Source organism: Peribacillus sp. FSL E2-0218, from assembly GCF_037992945.1.
GTDB classification, from domain to species: domain Bacteria; phylum Bacillota; class Bacilli; order Bacillales; family DSM-1321; genus Peribacillus; species Peribacillus simplex_B.
Map to the genome: position 1 here is coordinate 1,816,664 of NZ_CP150304.1, position 20,868 is coordinate 1,837,531.

18 protein-coding genes are annotated in these 20,868 nt (G+C 40.4%); 15 read left to right on the forward strand and 3 right to left on the reverse strand.

Features of this window, described 5'->3' with window-relative positions; genetic code table 11:
• Positions 1-197: 197 nt before the first annotated feature.
• Together MHI53_RS08745 and MHI53_RS08750 are read left to right on the forward strand one after the other, a co-directional pair.
• Positions 198-1,100, forward strand: coding sequence for a hypothetical protein (locus tag MHI53_RS08745; protein WP_340373214.1), 903 nt, complete (start codon positions 198-200; stop codon positions 1,098-1,100).
• Positions 1,101-1,293: 193 nt separating this feature from the next.
• Positions 1,294-2,067 (forward strand): SDR family oxidoreductase, encoded by a 774-nt coding sequence (locus MHI53_RS08750; RefSeq protein WP_340373215.1) that lies wholly within the window; start codon positions 1,294-1,296, stop codon positions 2,065-2,067.
• Positions 2,068-2,147: 80 nt separating this feature from the next.
• On the opposite strand, the gene MHI53_RS08755 is transcribed toward MHI53_RS08750, so the two are convergent.
• Positions 2,148-3,194, reverse strand: coding sequence for a 2,3-butanediol dehydrogenase (locus MHI53_RS08755; RefSeq protein ID WP_340373216.1), 1,047 nt, complete (start codon positions 3,192-3,194; stop codon positions 2,148-2,150).
• A 130-nt stretch (positions 3,195-3,324) separates the two neighbouring features.
• Here MHI53_RS08755 and MHI53_RS08760 point away from each other — a divergent pair, with 130 nt between their 5' ends.
• Together MHI53_RS08760 and MHI53_RS08765 are read left to right on the forward strand one after the other, a co-directional pair.
• The gene (locus MHI53_RS08760) at positions 3,325-4,221 is read left to right on the forward strand and encodes a LysR family transcriptional regulator (RefSeq protein ID WP_340373217.1); all 897 of its coding nucleotides are present in this window, start codon (positions 3,325-3,327) and stop codon (positions 4,219-4,221) included.
• 1,000 nt (positions 4,222-5,221) lie between these two features.
• Positions 5,222-6,541, forward strand: coding sequence for a GntP family permease (locus MHI53_RS08765; RefSeq protein ID WP_340373218.1), 1,320 nt, complete (start codon positions 5,222-5,224; stop codon positions 6,539-6,541).
• A gap of 367 nt (positions 6,542-6,908) precedes the next feature.
• On the opposite strand, the gene MHI53_RS08770 is transcribed toward MHI53_RS08765, so the two are convergent.
• Positions 6,909-7,511 (reverse strand): TetR/AcrR family transcriptional regulator, encoded by a 603-nt coding sequence (locus MHI53_RS08770; protein WP_061144706.1) that lies wholly within the window; start codon positions 7,509-7,511, stop codon positions 6,909-6,911.
• 543 nt (positions 7,512-8,054) lie between these two features.
• Here MHI53_RS08770 and MHI53_RS08775 point away from each other — a divergent pair.
• From MHI53_RS08775 to MHI53_RS08795, 5 genes are all read left to right on the forward strand, one after another.
• Entirely contained in the window at positions 8,055-9,539 is a 1,485-nt protein-coding gene (locus MHI53_RS08775; RefSeq protein WP_340373219.1) for a hypothetical protein, read from the forward strand.
• Between the two features lie 38 nt (positions 9,540-9,577).
• Positions 9,578-10,132, forward strand: coding sequence for a biotin/lipoyl-containing protein (locus MHI53_RS08780; protein ID WP_340373220.1), 555 nt, complete (start codon positions 9,578-9,580; stop codon positions 10,130-10,132).
• A gap of 93 nt (positions 10,133-10,225) precedes the next feature.
• The gene (accC, locus tag MHI53_RS08785; protein ID WP_061144709.1) at positions 10,226-11,587 is read left to right on the forward strand and encodes an acetyl-CoA carboxylase biotin carboxylase subunit; all 1,362 of its coding nucleotides are present in this window, start codon (positions 10,226-10,228) and stop codon (positions 11,585-11,587) included.
• A 234-nt stretch (positions 11,588-11,821) separates the two neighbouring features.
• Positions 11,822-12,658 (forward strand): 3-keto-5-aminohexanoate cleavage protein, encoded by an 837-nt coding sequence (locus tag MHI53_RS08790; protein ID WP_061144710.1) that lies wholly within the window; start codon positions 11,822-11,824, stop codon positions 12,656-12,658.
• 43 nt (positions 12,659-12,701) lie between these two features.
• Positions 12,702-13,121, forward strand: coding sequence for a thioesterase family protein (locus MHI53_RS08795; RefSeq protein ID WP_081092590.1), 420 nt, complete (start codon positions 12,702-12,704; stop codon positions 13,119-13,121).
• 129 nt (positions 13,122-13,250) lie between these two features.
• Here MHI53_RS08795 and MHI53_RS08800 read toward each other — a convergent pair whose 3' ends face one another.
• Positions 13,251-14,009: an IclR family transcriptional regulator gene (locus MHI53_RS08800; protein ID WP_061144712.1), complete on the reverse strand. Its 759-nt coding sequence runs from the start codon at positions 14,007-14,009 to the stop codon at positions 13,251-13,253.
• A gap of 264 nt (positions 14,010-14,273) precedes the next feature.
• Here MHI53_RS08800 and MHI53_RS08805 point away from each other — a divergent pair, with 264 nt between their 5' ends.
• The 6 genes from MHI53_RS08805 to MHI53_RS08830 all read left to right on the forward strand — a co-directional run bounded on the left by MHI53_RS08805 (position 14,274) and on the right by MHI53_RS08830 (position 20,817).
• Positions 14,274-15,221: a fumarylacetoacetate hydrolase family protein gene (locus tag MHI53_RS08805; RefSeq protein ID WP_061144713.1), complete on the forward strand. Its 948-nt coding sequence runs from the start codon at positions 14,274-14,276 to the stop codon at positions 15,219-15,221.
• Entirely contained in the window at positions 15,221-15,712 is a 492-nt protein-coding gene (locus MHI53_RS08810; protein WP_340373221.1) for a DinB family protein, read from the forward strand. Before MHI53_RS08805 ends, MHI53_RS08810 begins: the two co-directional genes overlap by 1 nt.
• A 33-nt stretch (positions 15,713-15,745) precedes the next feature.
• A complete protein-coding gene (locus tag MHI53_RS08815) occupies positions 15,746-16,858 on the forward strand; it encodes a cupin domain-containing protein (protein WP_340373222.1) in 1,113 nt (370 codons plus the stop codon).
• A 104-nt stretch (positions 16,859-16,962) separates the two neighbouring features.
• Positions 16,963-18,171, forward strand: a complete 1,209-nt coding sequence (locus MHI53_RS08820; protein WP_340373223.1) for an FAD-dependent monooxygenase — start codon at positions 16,963-16,965, stop codon at positions 18,169-18,171.
• Positions 18,172-18,745: 574 nt separating this feature from the next.
• Complete coding sequence (locus MHI53_RS08825; RefSeq protein WP_061144715.1) at positions 18,746-19,783, forward strand: aryldialkylphosphatase; 1,038 nt, start codon at positions 18,746-18,748, stop codon at positions 19,781-19,783.
• A 20-nt stretch (positions 19,784-19,803) separates the two neighbouring features.
• The gene (locus MHI53_RS08830; RefSeq protein ID WP_081092586.1) at positions 19,804-20,817 is read left to right on the forward strand and encodes an aryldialkylphosphatase; all 1,014 of its coding nucleotides are present in this window, start codon (positions 19,804-19,806) and stop codon (positions 20,815-20,817) included.
• Positions 20,818-20,868 lie beyond the last annotated feature (51 nt).

Below are 20,868 nucleotides of genomic sequence, written 5' to 3' on the forward strand. Positions count from 1 at the left end.
CAAGGTTTGAATCCAAAAAATATGTAAAAGAAAATTGCGTGGAATCAAGATAGTTGGTCACGATAAAGCATTTTCATTTTGGCTAGGTAGTCTTATTGTCTTTTCGGCCAATCATAATAATGGTGAAATATTCATATTGATTAGCTTGTAACGGATAATCAATCAAGACAATGTTCTAGCAGGAAGGAGGACTGAAAATGGCATCCATTGTTTACACAGCCATATTGATTAGTAGCATAATATTTTTAGCGAGGAAAAATGTCGATAAAGAAACTTATTTTCCGTTAAAAATATTGGGATATTTTATATTAGGTTCTTTTACCTTTAATATCAATCAAATTTCCCTTCCACTTGGGTTTATCGTCTACTTGATATTTTTTCGGCCAAAATTGAATGTGCAGGGTAAACGAATAGCTGCAGTCTTTGGTTTTTTGGCCTTTATAATCGTCCAATGGATGACACCGTATGTCATTGATGGATGGAAAAATCGGCCAATATCGATGGAGCATGAGCTTGGTTCAGTATATACAGTCGATTTTCAAGAAGAAAATGAACGGGTTATGCAGGAATTGAATGTAAAGAGCAGCAGTTTGAGGCTTGATAACTTCGAGGTCGACTATACGGAAGATGGCAGTATTACGGATTTAAGCTGGAAACTGGGTGGGCAAAATGATGATGGCTATACCCTCTATCAAATCGAATATGATATGGATAAGAATAGATACCAAGTCATGAAAAGTCAACTCGAACCGGGTCCCCATTCCAACCAATTTCTTGACGCTGAGCGTTTTTTTGAAAATCTTAGTGTGCTTGATATAAAAGATCTTACACATGCTAAGGGTGACTTTCCTTCCTATGTTATCAAAAGTACTGGGGAACGAATTCATTATTCTGAAGGAAATCCAACCCATATCCTAACAGATGGAGAAATAAAATTAGTGGAAAATGACCAGGTACCAGTTGAGGGGTATATCATTTCCACATTTGCCATGAAGAAAACGGAAGAAAAAAGGAATGATCGAGGGAATATCTCACAAGAAAGCTTCGAGAGCACTGAATACTCTGAGTATCTATTAGATGTGATTGTTGGTGAGAAATGATAGAAATGATGGTTGAATAGCTGCTAAGCAGAGGGGGGTGGCAGGTAGAGAAGCAGGAGACATTATTCCTTCAAATCCGTTTCTAGTAATTTTAGGGGTATGCATACTCAACTCGATTATTTATTTAAAAAGAAATACCGCAATATGAATGATTATTAAAGGGTAAATTCACTTTTATCATGGAGGGATATCAATGGATCAGTTAAAAGGAAAAATTGCGATCATAACGGGAGTAAGCCGGCTGAAAGGGATTGGGGCTGCCATTTGTCAGGAGTTAGCTGAATCCGGGTATCATATATTTTTCACTTATTGGACCGAATATGATAAAGAAATGCCCTGGGGCATTGAATCCGATGAGCCCATGAAATTGCAAGAAGAGTTATTGAAAAAAGGTATAAAGGTATCGTGTATGGAGTTGGATTTAACTCAAAATGATGCCCCGGAACAGCTTATGAACCAAGTTTCCGAACAGCTAGGTCATCCGGATATCTTGATTAATAACGCAGCATACTCGACCAACAACGATTTTTCCAATATAACGGCCGAAGAATTGGATCAACATTATCTGGTGAATGTCCGTGCAACAACCCTGCTGAGCAGTAAATTTGCCCAAAGGTTCGAAAAGAAATCAGGCGGAAGGATAGTCAACCTCACTTCAGGCCAATTTCAAGGGCCGATGCCAGGCGAATTGGCCTATGCCACAACAAAAGGGGCTGTAGATGCGCTAACCCTAACATTGTCGGCTGAATTGGCCCCCTTAGGAATTACGGTTAATGCAGTAAACCCTGGTCCAACTGATACGGGGTGGATGACGGAGGAGATAAAAAATGAACTTAAACCGATGTTTCCCTTCGGTAGAATCGGAAAACCGAAAGATATTGCAAAAACGATCAAATTTCTCGTAAGCGAGGAAGCAGATTGGGTAACAGGCCAGGTTATTCATTCAGAGGGCGGTTTCAGAAGGTGAGTAAAACTGTTTTTTTTGCGTTAGGCAGACAAAACCAGCCGCTAGGTTGCAGCTGATTTTGTCGTCCGTCAAGCCTTTCATTAAGACCGTTCAGATTTTACTAGGATTTTTACCTGGTTTTTTTCCTTGATCAAGCTTTCAAATCCTTCTTCAATAACATTGTCTAATGCGATTTTTTTCGTTACTAATTTATCGGCAGAAAAGTATCCTTTTTGCATTAAGGATAATACGGCCGGGAATACATTGCGGTAGCCAATGATGCCTTTGACCGTGCGTTCTTTCGTTACGATATCATTTGGCAGGATTTCTGCTCCTTTTTCCCATATACTGACGATAATCGTTTCGCCGCCAATCCCAGTGGATTGAATGGCTTGACGCAATACAGCAGGTACTCCTGTCACTTCAAATGAGACATCGACACCGCCATCTGTTAATCTAGCAATTTCAGCTACTGTATCCTCAACATCAGCTGGATTAATGATGATGGCTTCTAATTCTTTTGCTTTTGCCTGTCTTTCAGGGGAGATTTCGACTGCATAAATATCAGTGGCACCTGCTGCCTTCAATGCTTCGATTACGAGCAGTCCAATTGGTCCGCAGCCAAACACGGCCACCTTGTCCCCAGCTTTCACTTTACTTGAACGTACGGCATAAAGAGCAACTGCTGCTGGTTCTACCAATGCGCCTTGCTCATAAGACAAATCTTCTGGAAGTTTAAACAATAATTCTTCGTCGACAGCAACATATTCACTAAGACCTCCGCCCCCGCCGGCTAAGCCCAGGAATCCCATTTGTTCATCAAGGTTATAGGCACCTTGGTGGCCATGTGTAGCAAAGATCGGCTCAACCACTACACGATCGCCCACTTTATAGTTAATAACTCCTTCGCCAACCTCCACTACTTCACCTGAAAATTCGTGTCCCAATGTTATTGGAGCAACCTCGTTAGTTAAAGGATGCGGTTTATCCACTGGAATGAAGATCGGACCCCCTAAGTATTCGTGCAAATCGCTTCCGCAAATGCCGCACCATTTTACTTTCATTTTTACTTGACCTGCTTGTACAACCGGTTCATCTATCTCTTCTAGACGAATGTCTTTTCGATTATGCCATATTAGCGCTTTCATTCATTCCATCCCCTTATGTTAATTTCTTTTTCAATATAATTGTACTATGAACTTTGCTTATGATAAATTTAGTTATTATTAACTATAGTTAAGTGCTGCTTAATTATAGAAAAACGAATAAGAGGTAAATATGAATATCGAACAATTAAAATATATGGTGGAAATAGCGAAAACGGGTTCACTTAAAGAAGCTGCCGATAATCTGCATCTTACCTTACCAGCTCTGAGCCAATCGATAAAGAATTTAGAAAAGGAATTAAATATTATCCTTTTTCACCGTTCTCGAAGAGGATCTGTTCCAACAGAAGAAGGATATAGGCTGATTGAGAAAGCAAATAACGTATTATTGAAGCTTCAAGAATTCGTTGATGAAGCAGAAGCTTATACACAGACAATGAATGGAGAAATAAAAATTGCCACATACCCAGGGCCAATGGAAATGCTGGTGGGGGTTATTTCAGATATAAAACGTGAGTATCCGAAAATTAAAGCATCCATCTATGAAAACAGTACCGAGTCGATTATCACGAAAGTACTCGAAAGTGAAGTAGATGTTGGATTCATAACATACACGGAAAAAGAGGAAAAAAAGTATCGGAATCTTGTGTTTAAAAAATTGTTGGAAGGTCATATGGTTGCTGCGGTAAACAAGAACTCACCATTAGCCCAAAATGATCTGATTACAGAAGAAATGTTAATGAATGAACCAATCGTTTTATACAATGATATTTACATACACGATTTTATGAAGGGCTTTACTTCATTCCCGTTTGATATTCTGTTTACCACCAACAATGTAGATACGATTCGTAACACGCTGGAAAACAACACGGCAATCAATATTGGATTTGATTATGCCTTCAAAACGGACGCCGGTTTATCCAAAAGTGACGAGTATGTGGTCATTAACTTTGCTGCTCCACATTATAAAACGTATTCCTTCGGATACATTTATAACACGAACAATGGACTTTCAAGAATTATAAGAGAGTTCTTAAAACGGATCCATGGCACGATAGTAGGGTAGTGCACTTGTATAAATTTTCCCGTATGGTTTGGCCCCATTATGGATGCAAGGAAGCTAAGTGATAAATATGGAGGAATGGTGCGGTAACTTTTCTCCAGGGAGGAGGTTAGCCTTTTGTGATTGGTTAGGAATTACATTTAATTATTGGAAAGATCATTATGGTCCTTTTGTGGATTATTTCCTCCGCATGTACGATATGACACTGATGATAAATATGTTGATAATTCAGGAAACCAACGGTGCATTTTTGATGGGCACCCCTGTGTCGATTGCTCAAGTTTTCTAGCTGTCTTACTAACGAATTTCCTCATTGCTTCTACATGTTTGGAAACCTCCGTAACTTGAAGGTCTCTGTAAATAAGCCCCTATTTTCACCCCTAAGTAACTGTAACAAGATATTATTCTCCCTCCTTTTCTAATCCATAAAGGAATATTTGCTGTGTAATCTTTTATGAATCTTCATAGTACTCTATTTATAAATTTTATGAATATATTCTATAAAAAATATATATTTTTATTATATTTGTTCTGTCCATATAATAAAGCACGTAACAAATGATAAAAATAATCAACGCTTTAAATGAGAGAAAAATAATGGAAACGGTTTCCGTGATTCTGCAATGTCTTAGGAAAGTGAAGATGGAAAGGTAAAAAACGACAAGTGGGGAAGACTATGAAGGTATGATCCAAAAGGCTGAATGACGTATCAGGACTAAGGCGGAAATGACACCATCAGGAGAAAAGTTAATCTTTTTTTAGATGGTAAAAAAAGCAGAATGATTTGAAAACGGTTTACAGCTAATCATTTAAGGTGGCAGAGATCAATCGTTTAACTTATAAATCAAAAAAGAATAAGGGGAATGATAGGGGTATGATTCCGCTTATTTTAACATTACATTTATCCAGGTATCGCTTTTTGAATCAATGCAGGTGGTTAGTGTGCGTTGATATATAAAGGCCAGCCTGTTTGAAGGTTTACTGTTGAGGGGAGAAAATTATTATGGAAATTATTCAAGTGGTAGGTATATTACTAGCGATTGCATTTATTATATATGCTGCAATGAAAGGGTTTAGTATATTGATTGTTGCTCCGATTGCAGCCGTTATCGTCATTTTAACGAATCAAATGGATTTTTTTCCTGCCTTGATAGGGAAAGAGAATTCTTATATGACGGGTCTTACAGGTTTCGTCGTTAATTTTTTTGCTATATTCATCTTAGGGTCCATTTTAGCGAAATATATCGATGTGAGCGGGGCAGCGCAATCAATCGCCGAAAAGGTTTTAGAAAAAACAGGCACGGAAAAACCGTTTCCAGTACTGGTAGCCATTTTCTTTATAAGCGCCCTGCTGACCTATGGCGGCATTAGTTTATTTGTAGTAATCTTTGTACTCATTCCACTTGCAAAACCATTATTTAAACAATTAAATATTGCATGGAACCTAGTTTTGATTCCTGTTACACTCGGTTTTGGCTCGTTTACGATGACGATGCTGCCTGGTACTCCCTCTATACAAAATGTTGTTCCTACAGCCTATCTGGGTACATCACTTACAGCAGCACCACTTTTGGGAATGATAGGAACGGTAGTGGCCATTGCTTTTACACTATGGTATATGAATTCCATGTTAAAGAAAAGTATGGCAAAGGGAGAGACGTTTACTGATTTTGATGTTTCCGGTTCGGAAGGAGATGTGAAAAAAGAGCTTCCCACCGTCTTCATCAGTATACTTCCAATATTATTATTGATTGTCATTATTTTGGTTGGCAGTACGTTCAAAGTGGGCAATATTCTTATTATTGGATTGGTCGTTGCGATCATCGTTTCAGCATTCGTCTTTAACAAATACATTCCAAATCAAAAAGCGTTGATAAATGAAGGAGCGAGCGGTTCCATCATGCCCGTTTTCTTAACTTCATCAGCTGTAGCTTTTGGTGTTATTATAACACTGGCACCTGGATTTAAATTTATTTCCGATACAATCTTGGGGATTCCCGGTAACCCGCTAATCAGTTTATCGGTCGCTTCTGCCGTTTTTGGTGCCATAACAGGTTCATCGTCAGGCGCATTAGGGATAGTCATGCAGGCATTTGGCCAAAGTTATTTGGATATGGGAATCAACGCCGATGTTATCCATAGGGTCTCAGCGATTGCATCCTCAGTATTAACAATCATGCCTCACACCGGGGTCGTGTTAACATTATTCGCATTAACGGGGCTTAATCACAAAAACGGCTTTAAGTATCAATTCATAGGAATGACCTGTGTGAATTTACTTGCATTACTCGCAGTAATTTTAGCAGCTATCATTATTTATTAATAATGGATAGGAAGGTAAATAAAAATGCTTGAAAAGGGGCTTTAAATGGCAAAAACAAAAAAACTCCCTTGATAAGTGATTGGCATTTTATGAATGACAAGATGATGAAACATCGTAAAACCTTTGGGGAGAGATGCCAAAGGTTTTATCATGCATAACCTTTGTGGAAATATCCGGTATTCCATCAAAAAGTCTACTTGAACACCCATAATAGCTGCCTAGACCTGAACTGATTAAAGAAGGCATAGATTTCCTTCAATACAGATATTCACTCTTGGATTAACCATCCATTCTAAAGGGGAATTTCGGCTGGAGTTTTTGCGATATTACCGTAGGTTGGCATCTGTTTGCATCATGCATAGGGCTCTTATTTTTTTAGCAATAAGCCATTGAGAGCCACATCTGCTAAGAAACTTGGGGTTTCTTCTAACGGCATAATTTCAGCTATTTGTTTAACCATTTGAGGGTTTATCATATTTTGGAGAATAATTTCATATAACCTTGGATCGCCTTCCCTAAAAATGTTTTCTTTTTGCCCATTTGTTATAACCTCAGCATAAAGTTTCTTTAATCCTAATAAAAAGGATTCTTTAAGATCTTCTTCCCCTTTTTCAGAGACTAATAAATCAACAATCATCTGATGGATTTCTCCATATTTTATAGTGATTTTTGCATAGCAAGCAAACACATGCTTAACTTTCTCGATCGTTGTTAAATTGGATTTTAAAATCCGTACTTGTTCTTCATATATTTCTGCAATAACCTCGTAGGCAACTGCATTTGCTAATTGGTGCTTATTATTAAACCGTCTATATATTGTTCCTACCCCCACCTTTGCTTCTACAGCTACTTCTTCGATCGTTGTTTCGTGACCCTTTTGGGCAAATACAATTTTAGCTGCTTCAAGGATTTTAACTGCATTTTTATTGGCATCTTTTCTCTTGGAAGTAATGACGAATTCCATATCCATATTATTGATTTAATTCCTTTCTTCAATGAATAGTATGTAGACCTTACGATTTATTATAAAGTATTTTAGGGGGAAATGTATCGACGATGAAAAATAGTGATTGACTATTTTCCAGAAAATTAATAAACTGTAATTAATTAAAACGGAATAAATATTCCGTTTTAGGTTTTTTCAGAATCTATTAGAATTTCGTGCAAGAGCAGTAACTTTACAAAGGATAAGGAGGCAGTTACCGAAACGCATAATACTTTTTTATCAAAAAAAAGAGAACGCTTACACAATGATCCAACAAAGGCTATTCATTAAAAAATCACTATGCCTATTAAGTTGTGTGAAAAAGGTTAGATATCTTCGAATGAAAACAAATAATCTAAATCAAGGAGGCATTTGACAGGGTTATCCGCATTTAATATTCAGATTATTTTTAATTGTTAGACCATTAATCTCCACTTATATGACCTGGAAAGTAAGGCATCGTGAAACAAGTTCTTGAAAGGGGTTTGGATGAAAACGCTTGAATTAGGGAAGCAAGGGGGAAAATCAATGGCTAAGGAATTGCAATTTGTAGATACAACTCTAAGGGATGGAACCCAAAGTCTTTGGGCAGCTGAATCACGAACCGGCATGGTGGAAGCCGTTGCGGAAGATCTTGATCGATCGGGGTTTCAAGTGGTAGAGGTTCCATTAATGCCTTATAATTTCAAAAAAATTATCCGTGAATTAAAAGAAGATCCATGGTTGTTGGCAGAAATAGTTGGGGAAAAGATGCAGCATGCGAAAAAAGCATTTATGGGTGAACCGGGACTTGTTCTTTTTGAGCTATTGGAAACACCTCCATCTGTTTCTAAGTTGTTCTACGATTTATTAATTGAACGGGGAGCAATCAATCGAGTACAAACAATGGCAAATATTTTTGGGGATTTAAAAACGGATTTTCCATGGTTCATGCCTTATTTACGTAGTAAAGGAATGGAAATTGCCCATGCCATTGCTTATAGTATTTCTCCTAGACATACAGATGAATACTTTGTGAAGAAAACGAAAGAAGTGGTAAAAAATGAGCCGGATATCATTTATTTTAAGGACGCAGCTGGTTTGTTAACGGTTGAACGTCTTCGAACCCTATTACCACTTATTATGGAAAATGCAAATGGAATCCCTGTAGAATTCCATACTCATTGTACGACAGGACTTGCAGATGAGCTTTATGTTGAAGCCATGAAGATGGGGGTTCGAACACTGCATACCGGGATTCCGCCATTGGCAAATGGTTCAGGTCAACCATCGGTGTTTACGACTGTTGCCAATGCACACTATTTTAATTTGGAGCATGACTTGGATTTAGAGCGGATTAAAAGAATTTCAGACCGTCTAATGAATATTGCTAAGCAAGAAAATTTACCAATTGGTGAACCTCTAGAATATGATTACTCTCAATATATCCATCAAGTACCTGGCGGGGTTATTTCCAATTTACGCCATCAGCTGCAATCTTTGAATCTTCAAAATAGGGTCGATGAGGTAATTGAAGAATCGATACGGGTTCGTAAAGAACTAGGTTATCCAGTAATGATTACACCATACTCACAATTCATGGTGACACAAGCAGCCATCAATATTGCAACGGGTGAACGTTACAAAGTCGTAATTGATAAATTGATTCAATTAGCAGCAGGTGTATATAGCGAAGATTCGGGTTATCTAATGATGGATCAAAATTTAAGAGATAAATTCCTAAGCCTTCCACGTGCAAAAGAATTGCGCTATGAGCCAGTTGAAGATGTTCCGATTAAGAAATTAAAAGAGCAATTTGGCGGGCCAAGCCTTTCAGATGAAGAGTTCATGCTTCGATATATCATGAAAGGTACGAATGATATTGAAGAGATGCGGAAAGCAGGAGCGCATAAAAAATATTTCTCGGCTTCAACCCCTTTAGTCGAACTATTAGATCGTTTCAGCAAGCAATCTGATATTACACATGTCCAAGTACAAGGGTTACAAGGATCGCTTCTTTTAACAAATAATTAGAATATTTGCATTCGGTGATAACTTGAGGAGGAAGAAGGATGAGCAAAAATGCATTAAATGTAATGAATCATGAAGATGTGGAAAATTTAATAATTCTTATTGAAAAATTAGAGGAATCTCCCTTCAATTATTTAAAGCTGGAGAAACAAGATTTTAAAATTGTGATCGGAAAAAATGGTATAACAGAAACGGCTGAAGCTAGTAACGATAATGAAAAAGATGCAGTAATAAATCCCGAAAAGCCTGAATCATTACAATCGACTAAGAATGAAGCAGCGGCAGCATTTGAACAATTGACTCAAAAACCGGTGCCTGAACAACTGAATTCAGTAAAAGAAGAACAAGAAGCGGGAGTTGTTGCCATTGAGGCAACGACTGCAGGTATATTCTATGCCCAACCTGAACCCGCTGCAGCACCATATGTAAAGGTAGGCGATCGTGTAGAAGAAGACTATACGGTTGGCTTAATCGAGATCATGAAAGTGTACAGTGCTATATCTGCAGGTGTAGCGGGGGAGATCGTCAAAATACATGTTAAAGATGCTCAACTTGTTGAATATGGTCAGCCTTTATACTCGGTTAAAGTGAAATAAGAAAAAATTGATTACTTGTTGGAAAAACATTATCTCCCGCCAATGATCTTCAACCGTTAAGAGCAGAGTGTAACTGAGGAGGAAGAAATCAAAATGAGCATTTCAAGAATATTAATTATTAATCGCGGCGAAATCGCAGTCCGGATAATACGGACATGCAAGGTCATGGGAATTGAAACGGTCCTTGCTGTTTCAGAGGCAGATCAGGAAAGCTTAGGGGCTAAATTGGCGGATAAAACAGTCGTGATTGGACCAGCTCATGCTGCAAAAAGTTATTTGAACATTCCGGTTATTATAACATCAGCATTAGCAGTTGAAGCGGATGCGATTCATCCAGGATACGGATTTCTGTCTGAAGTACCGGAATTAGCTGAAGCTTGTGCTGAAAATGATCTTGTATACGTGGGGCCAAAGCCAGACCATATCTTTAAGATGGGGAATAAATTAGTGGCTCGATCTATTGCTCAAGAATGTGATGTCCCAGTACTCCCGGGGTCAGAGAAAGTGTCTGATTATGAAGAAGTGATTCGGATGATAGAAAAAATAGGATTGCCGGTCATGTTAAAAGCGGCTGCGGGAGGCGGTGGCCGCGGAATGAAGATTGTTACCGATAAAGAAGAAGTGAAAACGACTTTTGAATCAGCATCCGCAGAAGCAAAGGCTGCTTTTGGAGATAGCACGATGTATATCGAAAAATATATTGCCAATGCACGGCACATTGAGGTACAAGTACTTGGAGATAAGTATGGAAATGTCATCCATCTAGGTGAGCGGGATTGTTCGACGCAGCGCCGTCATCAAAAATTGGTAGAAGAGGCAATGGCACCAATCATACCGGAAAAGCTCCGTCAGGATATTCGCACTGCCGCAGTCCAACTTGCTGAAAGTATTTCCTATCAAAATGCTGGTACGGTTGAGTTTATCGTCGATCAAGACGAAGCTAAGTTTTATTTTCTTGAAATGAACACTCGTATTCAAGTGGAACACCCAGTTACCGAAGTTATCACCGGAGTGGATTTAATCCAAGAGCAAATAAATGTGGCAAACGGTGAAACATTACGATATGTCCAATCAGACATTGACTTCTCCGGACATGCGATTGAATGTCGGATAAATGCTGAAGCTCCAATGGAAGGGTTCCGTCCAACTCCGGGACTCATTACAAAATGGCAAATGCCTCAAGGACCGGGTGTACGAGTGGATACCCATTGTTATCAGGGGTATGTCGTACCAGTTTTTTATGATTCGATGATTGCAAAGGTCATTGTTCATGGTCGTGATAGGACGCATGCCATTCGAAGGATGTTAGTTGCCTTGGATGAGTTTTCAGTTGAGGGAATCAGTACGACCATTCCTTTTTTAAATCAAGTTCTGCAGGATGAAGATTTTATAAATGGGGATGTAAATACGCGTTTGTTGGAAAAAATCATGGCGAATAACCTAGAACTTATTTAAAGGATATTTATGTGCACCCATTTAAGCGTTGTAAGCTTTACTTCTTAATTAAAATATCCGGAAATAAAAGCGATCGAAAGACATCGACCTTCCTTCCATGTTAAATAGCAGCACTGGAGGATATTCAAAGCGATCATACTCACCTATATCTTTAAGAGTGTGATGTTAACTAGTTGAATTCATTGCCCATATTGATATCAGGAAGTTATTAACCAATGAAAAGGTGGAGACAAGATGGAAAAATTGATTATTACGGTAGCTACAACAGGGGATTTCGCAACTAAGGATCATACGCCATACTTACCGACTACACCACAGGAAATAGCTGATTCAATTTATGAATCGTGGCAAGCGGGCGCAGCCATTGCTCATGTTCATGTTAGGGATGATGAAGGAAAGCCGACCCTAGACTCAGCAAAATATCTTCAAGTAGTGAAACTTCTTGAGGAGAGAAATTGTGATATCATCATCAATTTCACCACCGCTGGGGGAGAATTGAAAGATGTTACAAAACGTTTTCCGATTGTTGAATTGAAGCCTGAAGTTGCCTCTTTTGACGCAGGCTCTTTTAATATAGGACCTAATGTATTCATTCATACGCCAGCAATGTTGGAGCAATTGGCGCAAAAGATGCTGGAAAACAACGTCAAACCGGAACTTGAAGTATTCGATGTAGGAATGATTCATAATGCCTTACGGGTTGCCCAAAAAGGGCTAATTAAACCGCCATTCTTTTTTCAATTTGTATTGGGTGCCCAGGGAGGGATACCAGCTTCGCCAGAGAATTTGATGTTCATGAGAAACAGCATTCCCGAAGGTGCAATATGGTCAGCCATTGGGGCAAGTAAAGATCAATTAATGATCAATACAATGACCATCCTGCTTGGCGGGCATGTTCGCGTCGGCATGGAAGACGCAGTTTATTTTCGCAAGGGAGAACTTGCCAAAACCAATGCTCAATTTGTGGCAAGAATAGTGGAATTAGCAAAAACATTAGGCAGGGAAGTGGCAACACCAGATGAAGCGAGAGCGATGATAGGATTAAAAGTAAATAATGCTGCACACGCTTAAAAGAGAAGTTACACAAGAAAACATGGGAGGTTAGTGGAAAATGATCGCAGAGTTCCGGTTTGGAGTAAGGTGGGGAGATACGGATGCTGCCGGAATCGTATTTTATCCCAATTTTTATAAATGGATGGATGATGCAACACATGAGTTTCTATCCGCCATAGGATATCCAACGTCTACTTTGTACGCTGAACAACAAGTCAATGTTCCCCTGCTAGAAGCGAACTGTCAGTTTAAGAGTCCGCTATTTTTTGAAGATCGTGTGACTGTTCGCAGTGCAGTCGTGGAATTACACCAAAAAGTATTTAAAATAAATCATGAATTTTTCAAGGATGAAAAATTAGTAGCGGAAGGATTTGAGATTCGTGCATGGACATCGTTTAAAGAAAAGCCAAAGTCTTATCCAATTCCAGATGAAGTAAGGGAAAAAATGATGCCAGCAAATGCAAAGGCGGTAAATGGTTAAAATATCTTTTGATTGTATGTTTATAAAACTGAAAAAAGGATGTCCGACATTACTAATGGACATCCTTTTATTTTCTTAATAACTAACGACAGGAAAAAAGAAAGAGTGTTTTTCCTTTTCCAGCTTTTTTTAAGCTTCGGTATATCCGAAGACTTTCGAGATTTCCAAACAGCTCTTTCTTAGATATTGACTTAAAGGATCTTCGTAATGATCCGGAATGCTTTCCGTGAATCCAACGGCAGTGATTGCGCCCAATAATTCCGCATTGTAATTGAAAACCGGAATGGATATGGAGGAAACGGAAGGGACAAGAGGCTCCTTGGCAAACGCGATTTTGTTTTTGTGAATTTCATGATACTCCTCAGATTCTCTAAGAAAATCCCCCGTAACATTACGATCCTTTTCAATCCAATCCGCTGTCAAGGAAGGATCCTGGAATACAGTGAATACTTTTCCGGAAGAAGAGGAAGGAGGTAAACGCGTACCTAGCTGGGCACCGATATTCAGGTTTTGATTGGAGTTCCATATTTTTGCCGTTGTAGGTCCATCGTAAGTCCAAACGGAAAAAAGGACTGTGCAGGAGGTATGGTGACTGATTTCCTGCAAGTATGGAGTGATTCGGCTTGTGATGTCCTCATTCCCTATGGCTGCCATGCCATATTGAATCAGCTTGCTGCCAAGGTGATACATACCAGTGGTCTTATCACGATATAGCAGTTCGAGCTGCGTTAACGTATTCAAATACTTATAGAGATTACTTTTCGTTATTTCCGTCAACTCTTGAATATCCGAGAATCTTAAAGGTTTTCTTTGGGAAGCAAGCAAATCTAAAATGCTCATTCCTATTTGCAATGATTGAATCGTCGATCCAGATTTTACGATTTCCATGTGTTAATCTCCCTACCCGTTTTAATTTTAAGTCTAGTATATCAGAATCTTTAAAAATTTAATGAATGAAGCCAGATAAATGAGCCGAACCGTTCATTCTCCAGATCAAAGTCACATGATGGGGGTGAACCTGCCATTTTTATTAAAATGATGGCGATTATTCTTGACATTTTTCTGAAAATTAAGTTATTATTTATATAAATAGTGAACTAAGTTATCTATTTATATAATTATTAAAAACAAAGGCGAAAAGGAGAAGGGAAAATGAAATTAGTAACTTTCAGCAATGAAGGATTTACACGTATTGGAGCACTTTATCCGAATAATGAAATAGTTGACTTGAACTATGCATATCAAGCGTTGCTCGAGAGCGAGGGGAAACTGCGCAGTGAACAAATTGCCGAGGCGTATGTTCCAGCCGCAATGGAAGCGTTTTTACAGGGAGGGAGAGAAAGCCTTTCCATCGCCGAAAAGGCTGCAGATCATGCATTCCATAATCGAAACTCTTTCAGACATAAGCTGATCCATCATGTTGAAAACATCAAACTTGAGGCACCTGTCCAAAAGCCGGGGAAAATCATTTGTGTCGGGCACAACTACCGTGAACACATCGCTGAAATGGGCCGCGAATTACCGCCATTCCCAGTGGTTTTTGCAAAGTTCGCCAATACGGTGATCGGTCCCCAGGATGACATTCCGTTCTTCCCCATTTCTGAACAGCTTGATTATGAAGCGGAATTCGCTTTTGTCGTCGGTCAAAGGGCACGAAATGTTTCTCAAGAGGAAGCACTTGATTATGTAGCAGGTTATACGATTGCCAATGATGTTACGTATCGTGATATCCAACGCCGCACCCTTGAATGGCTTCAAGGAAAAACCGTTGAAGGAAGTGCTCCGATGGGACCTTGGTTAGTCACTTCCGATGAGCTGCCCGATCCATCTGGTTTAAATGTTCGGTTGACTGTTAATGGAGAAGAACGCCAAAAAACGAATACAGCCAACTTCGTATTCGACGTGAAATATTTAGTCGAATTCCTATCGAACTTAATGACTCTGGAACCTGGTGACATTGTCCTCACTGGAACACCGGGTGGGGTAGGAGTGGCCCGCGATCCACAAGCATTCTTAAAAGATGGTGATGTAGTCAAGATCGAAATCGACAAAATAGGTTATCTTGAAAATCGTGTGAGTCGTGCCGGGGAGGGGAAATGATGATGGCTTCTCAGAACATCGCAAAATCGATTGCATCAATTCAGCAATCGATAGACCATATTTTGGAAACGACCAAAAACCTTCCGGAAGAAACGATCCGCTGTAACCCTACAGAAGATGAATGGTCAATCTTGCAAATACTTTCCCATATAGCGGAAGCCATTCCTTATTGGTTAGGTGAAGTGCAAACGGTAGTGGCTATGCCTGGCTCCAAATGGGGCCGCGGATTGCAGGATCCGGCCCGATTGGCAGCAGTTACCGATACGGAACGGCTTTCTGTCGATGATGTCAAAAAACATGTGGAGGAGCTCAAAGATGAAGTGGAGAGCGTGCTCGGGAATTTAGATGAAGAAACGCTATCTATAGAGTCACCACATCGGAACTTTATTAAATTTGGAAATAAACCCGTTTCTTATATTGTTGATCACTTCATCGATGAACACATATCAGGACACTATGGACAGATCAAGCGAAATCTTTCAAAAATGTAATGACGATAGTTAAAAAAGAAGGTAGGGATAATTGTGGCTGAAAAACTAGAATACATGAATAGTGCAATCGTAAAAGATTTTACAAAGGATATCCAGCAGTACAATTTAGGCCCTCTGTGGGAAGCCATTCCAGCTCTGATGGACCATGAGCCCAAACCTCATGCGGAGGCTTATTTATGGAAAGAGGAGCTATTGACAAAAAAGTTGTTGGAAGCCGCTGAAATTTTTACGCCCGACCGTGGAGGGGAGCGAAGGGCCATCTATTTTCAAAACCCAGGCTTAACTTATCGCAAGCCATGGGGATGGGCTTCTACCACACAAACGCTTTATGCAGCGGTTCAATTATTGCTGCCAGGTGAAGTGGCTCCTTCCCACCGTCATTCCCAAAGTGCCCTGCGATTCATAACGAACGGGGAGGGGGCCTACACCATCGTCCAGGGGGAAAGGATCTTCATGGAAGAGGGAGATTTCTTGATTACACCTAAAAATTTATGGCATGGTCATGGCCATATTGGAGATAAACCGATGATTTGGATGGATGCCCTAGATATCCCGACCATTTATTCCATAGGCGGCACTTTTTTTGAACCGTATCCTGATCGAATCGAAACGCCTAAACGTCCGGATAATTTTTCAGAACTGCGTTATCATGGCGGAATGGTGCGTCCTGTATCCGATCGTTATTCACAAGTGGCTCCACTTGCCAATTACAAATGGGAAGGCACCCAATCTGCGATTGAAGGATTGATGAATTTCGATCCAGATCCATATGAAGGTTTTGCCGTAGAATATATCAACCCTTCAAACGGGCAAACCGCCAACCCTACAATGGGAGCTTGGATGCAAAAGCTGCCGCAAGGTTTTCATACCAAAGCTCATCGCCATACCCATTCTACCATCTATCAAGTACATCAAGGTACAGGGTATACGGTCATTAATGGCGTTCGTTTTGATTGGTCTAAGGGAGATTATTTCGTCGTTCCGAATTGGGCTTGGCATGAGCACGTTGCAGAAGTGGATTCCTACCTATTCTCGGTCAATGATCTTCCAATCATGGAGAGATTCGACTTGGAACAGCAACAGGCATTTGACGCAAATAATGGGTACCAAAAGGTTGAACGTGAATTTAAACCTGTGCTGGTATAAAACCGTTCCAGAGGAATGAGGGTATTCAGCCCATGGCCAAGAGGTCGATTGAAAGCGTTTACCATTAAGCGGTGCAGCATCTTAACTGATTTAGGGGGGAATGAATGATGAACAGAGAAAATAAGCCATTCATTGTTATCGGCGGTGGAATAGGCGGATTGGCAACGGCTCTTGGCATTGCAGAAACGAAACAATATGTCAAAGTGTTGGAACAAGCGCCTGAATTTGGGGAAATTGGTGCAGGAATTCAACTGGCTGCGAACGCAACCAATGTGTTACAGCGCTTGGGTGTGATGGATAAAATTAACGAAATTGCAGTCTTTCCGAAAAGGTTGGTACTGATGGATGCTTTCTCGGGCAAGGAGCTTTCCGCCTTGGATTTAGGTAATGTTTATAAAGAAAGATATGGGGCGCCGTACGTTGTTTTGCACCGTTCCGATCTGCATAAAGTACTGGCAGAAGCCTGTGAAAGCAACCCGTTCATCGAGCTGGTGACCAACCAGACCATCATTGAAGCGGAGGAACATGGCGGTGAAGTTTCCGTTACTGCTGCGGACGGAGCCCAACATATCGGAACGGCCGTAATCGGTGCAGATGGATTATGGTCAAATGCGCGTAAACTGCTAGTGGAAGATCAACCGGTCTGCTCGCAATATGTGGCTTATCGGGGAGCGATTCCGATGGATGAGGTAACAAGCCATGGAGATTTGGATGATGTGTATATGTGGATCGGGCCAAATCTTCATCTTGTTCAATATCCGGTTAGAAGGGGAGAACTGTACAATCAAGTAGTGGTCTTCAAGAGCTCTCAATACACAAAAGAAAATGAACAAACCAATCACTGGGGAACACCGGATGAAATGGATCGTGTTTTTGCAGGGACTTGCGAGCTTGTCCAAAATGCAATTTCATTCATTCAACGTCAACGTCGCTGGCCGATGTATGACCGCCTGCCAATTGATAATTGGACTAAAGGCAGGATTACGCTTATGGGGGATGCTGCTCATCCGATGCTTCAATACTTGGCGCAAGGAGCCTGCCAGGCTTTAGAGGATGCAGCTTATTTGACGGATATGCTGCACAAGCATGATCAGGACATTGAACAAGCTTTCATGGAGTATCAAGAAGAACGCATTCCTCGAACGGCAAATGTTCAGAGCAGTGCAAGAATGTGGGGGGAAATCATCCACAATACGACTGACGCCGGCATTCTCCTCCGGGATACCATCCTATCAAGTCGCACGGGTAAGGATTTCAAATTCATTGATGAATTCCATGGATATAATAAAAAGGCCCGTGAAAGCATCATTTGATTTGTTTCTTTGGAAATCGGGAAGTTAGATATTTTACAAAGAATTTTGCCTTTTTTCCTTTTGGAAAAAAGGCTTTTTTGCTGGTTATCGAACCATACTTTCTAAATGGTACGACTGAAAAAGGGATATAAGCCGACCTTTTCTTGAAAGTAGAAAGAATTAAAATACTGCGCTGACTAATATACACATGAAATAAAATGGACAAAGGCATTCGCCCCGTTTGATGTAGAGCTCATTCTCCGTAAAAGAATTTTTTACAATAGTATTTATTTTAATCACCTATAACCGCCATTTTATAGTTTTATTCTTTTTATTCAGAAAAATAAGAATGTTGTTTGACTTTGGTATAACAATATTATAATATGATATTAAGAAGTTGAGAGATGTTTTATTTTATGGGAAAGAGAGCGGTTCCATTTGGGTTTCCAGAGAAAAGGAAGCATTGATTTCCTTTATTGTTGTAAATGAAAGTCTTTGTTTCTATGAATCTACAGAACGGAAAGAATCTGGATTTTTTACAAAATGGTCTTCTCCAGTTACACAGCACCTTTTATGAAATAAAGGAGGTTTAACAATGGTAGAACATGTAGAACATCGTTCGGGCTCTGTTCGGACGGTACTGGGATTGGTGCCAGCTCAAGAACTAGGCGTTGTGCTTATTCATGAATCACTTCTTTCTGTTATGCCTGGAGCGGAATATGCTCCGGAAATTGATATGGACAAGAGTAAGATTTTTGATATCTTACATCGTAAATTAACGGAATTCCGTCGCAGTGGCGGAAAAACGATTGTAGATCATCGCGGGATGTTCCATGGCCGTGACGTCAAGCTTTATGAAACGCTTTCCAAGACGACAGGGGTACATATCGTAGCTTCAACAGGCTTAGGACCAGAACGGATGCTAAGTGGGTATTTCACTACCCCGCAAACTCATCCACCAACACCTTGGCCAGCTGAACAATTTGCTGGTTTGTTTATAAAAGAGGTGATGGAAGGAATTGTCGTTCCGCGTGTGGAACGATCAGGTCCTGCAGGGATTGTGACATCCATTGCAACTCAAAGTGGGATTGTCCAAATTGAAGAGAATCTTTTCCGCGGCTGTGCACAAACTGGAATGGCAACAGGAGTGCCGGTATCCTTGCAATATGGTGCAAATGCCCTGAAAGATTTGGAAATGGTATTAAGCGAAGGCATTGAACCGCACCGCGTCATCATCGGGGGACTTGACCGTTTGGATGCAGTTAAACGTAAAGAAGCGTTTGCTGTGGCGGAACGTGGTGCGTATGTTGCTTTAGACCATGTTGGCTGGTCTACACGAGAAGGCTATATAGATGATAGGGAGCGTGCTCGGTTAATTGCAGAACTATTCGAAAAAGGCCTAGGTGAACGTGTCTTGATTTCAACGAATGCCGTTGGCTGTGCAAAAGGTCATGAAACAAAGGATATGGACTTCAATTACCTACTAGTACAATTCGTTCCGATCCTGCGTCAAGCAGGAGTATTGAATGAAGAAATCCGTATATTGTTAGAAGAAAATCCGCAGCGTGTACTGGCTGTTGATGCCCCTGCAACTGTCAAAAGGGAAACTGCCGCGGGATCAAAGCAAAAATAAATGCGAGGAGGGAATCTGTTATGGGGAAGGTAAATACGGTTTTAGGTCCGATCGCGTCAGAAGATCTAGGAATCACTGCAATGCATGAACATATTGGTTTTGGTCTTCCTGGATGTGACTTGGATACTCAGTGGTGGAAAAAGCCTGAAGAAGCATTTGACGTTACCATTCAAAAGTTGCGGCGCTTTCGTGAACATGGCGGTAAAACATTCGTTGATTGTACAGGCATCGGAAATGGGCGTGACATCGAATATTTCCAGGTGCTTTCTCGCAGAACTGGCGTCAATATCGTGGCCGTTACAGGTTTTGTAGCAGGGGATTCAGCGTTGCCCTATTTCCGTAACAAAACAGTTGAGTATTTGACAAACTTATTCATACATGAAATCACGGTGGGGATCGATGGTACAAGCGCAAAAGCTGGCGCTGTTAAAGTAGGCGTCAGCCGAGAAGGCTTAAGTGAACTGGATCAACGCATCTATCGGGCAGCTGCACGTGCTGCAGTGAAAACAGGTGTCCCAATCATTACACACTTATCAACAGAACCGGAACTGGCGATTGACATTTTTGAATCCGAAGGGTTGCCTCTAAATCGTGTACTAATGGGCCATGCAGATGTTGGTCAAGATGCCGATGAAGAGCGTGATAAAATGATCGCAAGCCGAGGCGGATATGTAGGTTTCGACACGATTGGTTACGACAAGGAGATGGAAAATGCGCCATATTGGTCACGTCCCCGTCAAGACCGTGTTAAGCATTTTCTTTCTTTCCTCGAAAAAGGCTTTCTTGAACGGGCTGTGATTTCAGCCGATGCTAACTGCTGTGCACTAGGCTGGCCAGGGTTAAAGGGACACTCTGTAAACTACTTGTTTGAAGAATTCATCCCCGACCTTCGGAAAGCCGGTGTCGCTGAAGATGTATTTGACCAATTATTAGTACGTACTCCTGCAAATTTCCTTACCATGCAAGAACCTAGTTTGAAAGCAAATCCGTTATCAAATAACGATATTGGATGTGTTCCTATTATCAAAAGCTGACGCGATTATTATTGAGAGCTGAACATCTGATTTAACTAGACTAACAGGGGG

Bases quoted from the DNA above. Each gene is read 5' to 3' on its own strand.
- MHI53_RS08790 (WP_061144710.1), top strand. From the start codon at position 11,822: ATGGAAAAATTGATTATTACGGTAGCTACAACAGGGGATTTCGCAACT.
- MHI53_RS08760 (WP_340373217.1), top strand. From the start codon at position 3,325: ATGAATATCGAACAATTAAAATATATGGTGGAAATAGCGAAAACGGGT.
- MHI53_RS08820 (WP_340373223.1), top strand. From the start codon at position 16,963: ATGATGAACAGAGAAAATAAGCCATTCATTGTTATCGGCGGTGGAATA.
- MHI53_RS08810 (WP_340373221.1), top strand. From the start codon at position 15,221: ATGATGGCTTCTCAGAACATCGCAAAATCGATTGCATCAATTCAGCAA.
- MHI53_RS08775 (WP_340373219.1), top strand. From the start codon at position 8,055: ATGGCTAAGGAATTGCAATTTGTAGATACAACTCTAAGGGATGGAACC.
- MHI53_RS08745 (WP_340373214.1), top strand. From the start codon at position 198: ATGGCATCCATTGTTTACACAGCCATATTGATTAGTAGCATAATATTT.
- MHI53_RS08765 (WP_340373218.1), top strand. From the start codon at position 5,222: ATGGAAATTATTCAAGTGGTAGGTATATTACTAGCGATTGCATTTATT.
- MHI53_RS08770 (WP_061144706.1), bottom strand. From the start codon at position 7,511: ATGGATATGGAATTCGTCATTACTTCCAAGAGAAAAGATGCCAATAAA.
- MHI53_RS08755 (WP_340373216.1), bottom strand. From the start codon at position 3,194: ATGAAAGCGCTAATATGGCATAATCGAAAAGACATTCGTCTAGAAGAG.
- MHI53_RS08805 (WP_061144713.1), top strand. From the start codon at position 14,274: ATGAAATTAGTAACTTTCAGCAATGAAGGATTTACACGTATTGGAGCA.
- MHI53_RS08830 (WP_081092586.1), top strand. From the start codon at position 19,804: ATGGGGAAGGTAAATACGGTTTTAGGTCCGATCGCGTCAGAAGATCTA.
- MHI53_RS08750 (WP_340373215.1), top strand. From the start codon at position 1,294: ATGGATCAGTTAAAAGGAAAAATTGCGATCATAACGGGAGTAAGCCGG.
- MHI53_RS08825 (WP_061144715.1), top strand. From the start codon at position 18,746: ATGGTAGAACATGTAGAACATCGTTCGGGCTCTGTTCGGACGGTACTG.
- MHI53_RS08780 (WP_340373220.1), top strand. From the start codon at position 9,578: ATGAGCAAAAATGCATTAAATGTAATGAATCATGAAGATGTGGAAAAT.
- accC (WP_061144709.1), top strand. From the start codon at position 10,226: ATGAGCATTTCAAGAATATTAATTATTAATCGCGGCGAAATCGCAGTC.
- MHI53_RS08800 (WP_061144712.1), bottom strand. From the start codon at position 14,009: ATGGAAATCGTAAAATCTGGATCGACGATTCAATCATTGCAAATAGGA.